Consider the following 2,543-nt stretch of genomic DNA (forward strand, 5'->3'; position numbering starts at 1 on the left):
CCCTTCCACAGACCGGTGCTCGCTCAGACGCCGCTTCGTGGTACCGGCGGCAGGGCGGCCGGCACATAGTGCATCGCCGTGCCGTGTGCGCTGACGGTCCCGACGCGCTGCCAGTGCGGCTGCTGTCCGGCGGCGTGGCGGGCGCTCTGGGCCCCCGCGCTGTACGCACTGTACGAGCTGCCGTACGAATGGCTGTACGAGCCCGTACTGTGCGGGCTGGTCCCGAAGGCGGTGAACCCCAGCTTCTCCTCGCCGCTGCGGTCGCCGGGCAGTGCGCGGAAGGACTTGACGTACTCGGCGTAGAGCGCGTCGTAGATCGGCGTGGCCGATGGGCCGCCCAGGGAGTCCTGAGCCGACCGCGCGGAGGGGATCGGCGAGAAGGACTGGCGGCGGGGAACGTCGTATGCGTGCACGTATGTCCAAACGACCCCACGGGTCAGGGGATGCGGCCCTTGTGTGGCTTTCGCCGGTCTGCGGCGCGTGCGGGTGACCCGCCGGTTCAGGTGCCGGCCAGCGGCAGGGCCGCGCCGACCAGCTTTCCGGTCGCCGCCGCCTTGTCCAGGGCGTCCCGCATCAGGTCCTCGCGCGGCTGACGGCCGATCGAGCCGACGGGCGCCGCGAACATCAGTACCTGCTGGTGCTTGTTGGCGGCCGCGCGCCAGGGGTCGGTCACCTGGAGCGGCTGGTGCGCCTGCCACCAGGCCACCGGCTGTCCGCCGTTGCTGCCCGGCTGGAGCACCGCGTGGAGCTGGCCCACGGCGAGCAGCACCGACCAGCCGTGCAGCACCGGCGGTACGGCGGACAGGTCGGCCAGGGGCATGAAGCCCTGCTCGGTGAGCAGCGGCAGGAAGTCGTCGCCGGAGCCGGTCGCGCCGGGCCGGGCGATGGGCGCGGTCGGCTCCACCACCAGGGCCGGGTGCAGCTCCCCGGCGATCAGGACGAGTCCGCTGGTCACACCGAGCACCGCATGCTCGGGCGCCGTCTGGCCGGACTCCGTGCCGGTGTCGCCGGCGATGGACTTCACGGCGCCCCGGAGCTGCTCCTCGGTCACCTGGACGATCTGCGAGGGCAGGCAGCCGGAGTGGGCGAAGGCGAGGACGGCGGTCTCGTCCCCGATGAAGAGGACGGTGCTGGTGCGCTCCTGCTCGGAGTCGCCCGGAGTGCGGCAGGACGTGCAGTCGTAACTGCCCGGGGCGGTCTCTCCGGCGAGCAGGCGGTCTGCTTCTTCGTCGCCGATCTCGGCGCGTACCTCGTCGCTGACGTCGAGCATGCGCGGCACGGGTGGCTCCCTCGGGGATGCGGTGCGTGGCAAAGCCGGGTGGCTCCCGGCCCGTGGTCCGGGTAGGCCCCGGCTCATGAAGAAGACAACGGGCGATCTGTGGCGGGAGTCACGCCCCAGGGCGAACGGAATCGAACCAACCAGCGCGCAGGGTCACGTTCGGCACGGAATCGCACACTCACGGTCAAGTCCCTTGTTTGTAAAGGATGTTGGGGTGGTGAAGTGGGTCACATGCCAGCAAGCCCGTTGGTCGATAAATCACGAAATCCAGGAATGAAGTGGGTGTCCGGAAATTGCCGTTACCCGAGGTATCGGTGAACTGGCCTGGCATGACGGGCCGCTGGTTGATGACAGACCGTCAACTCCTTAGATTCCTCCGCCGTGTGCAGCGAGCACCGCTCGGGTACGTCCGCCGGCCGCACGGTTCTCCGGAACCGCGCAGCACCACCACCGGCGGGCGGGGCGAGCGCGACCCACGCGCCCCATGGCGCGGGGAGTGGCGTTCCGCCTTGGGGGACCCCGGGTGTTTCGAGAGGGATCTACATGTCCGAATGTGCCGATACCACCCGCGACAACGCTCGGAAGAACCCGGTTCGTACAACGGCGGTCCTCGCCGGGGCGGCACTGCTCGCCCCCCTCGGACTGCTGGCGGCGACCGGCAACGCCGCGGCGGCTGACAGCGGAGTGTGGGACCGCATCGCCCAGTGCGAGAGCGGCGGCGACTGGCACATCAACACCGGCAACGGCTACTACGGCGGACTCCAGTTCGCCCCCTCGACCTGGCGCGCCTACGGCGGCACGGCCTACGCGGCCACCGCCGACCGGGCGAGCAAGTCCCAGCAGATCGCCGTCGCCACCAAGGTCCAGCGCGCCCAGGGCTGGGGCGCCTGGCCGACCTGCTCGGCTCGCGCCGGGGCGAGCGGAAGCGCACCCGCGGCTTCCGCCGCCGACCCGGTCACCTCCAAGCCCGCTCCGGCGAAGCAGTGGAAGGCGCCGGCGCGTTCCACGCAGCACCCGGACCGCAGCTCGTCCCGCGGCGACTACACCGTCCGCGAGGGCGACACCCTGAGCGGCGTCGCCGCCCGGCACGGGACCACCTGGCAGCGCCTCTACGCCGCCAACAAGGCCGCCATCGGCGGTGATCCCCACATGATCGTGCCCGGCCTGCGCCTCGACATCTGAGCCGCTCCCCCTCGCCGGGACACGGGTCCCGTCCGGGCGGCCGCCCGGCCCGGACCGTGGCCGGGCGGGGCCCCCGGTACCC

The 2,543-nt window shown here is 71.7% G+C and carries 3 protein-coding genes; 1 reads left to right on the forward strand and 2 read right to left on the reverse strand.

Features of this window, described 5'->3' with window-relative positions; genetic code table 11:
- Positions 1–23: 23 nt before the first annotated feature.
- Together ACFTZL_RS43900 and ACFTZL_RS43905 are read right to left on the reverse strand one after the other, a co-directional pair.
- Positions 24–413: a hypothetical protein gene (locus tag ACFTZL_RS43900; protein ID WP_382595942.1), complete on the reverse strand. Its 390-nt coding sequence runs from the start codon at positions 411–413 to the stop codon at positions 24–26.
- 86 nt (positions 414–499) lie between these two features.
- Positions 500–1,279 carry a hypothetical protein gene (locus ACFTZL_RS43905; protein WP_382595945.1) on the reverse strand — a complete coding sequence of 260 codons (780 nt, stop codon included), beginning with the start codon at positions 1,277–1,279 and terminating at the stop codon, positions 500–502.
- Positions 1,280–1,822: 543 nt separating this feature from the next.
- Between ACFTZL_RS43905 and ACFTZL_RS43910 the strand changes: the two genes are divergently transcribed.
- Positions 1,823–2,461 carry a transglycosylase family protein gene (locus ACFTZL_RS43910; protein ID WP_382595948.1) on the forward strand — a complete coding sequence of 213 codons (639 nt, stop codon included), beginning with the start codon at positions 1,823–1,825 and terminating at the stop codon, positions 2,459–2,461.
- Positions 2,462–2,543: the final 82 nt, after the last annotated feature.

The sequence above is a fragment of the Streptomyces sp. NPDC056948 genome (assembly GCF_042674225.1).
Taxonomy (GTDB): domain Bacteria; phylum Actinomycetota; class Actinomycetes; order Streptomycetales; family Streptomycetaceae; genus Streptomyces; species Streptomyces purpurascens.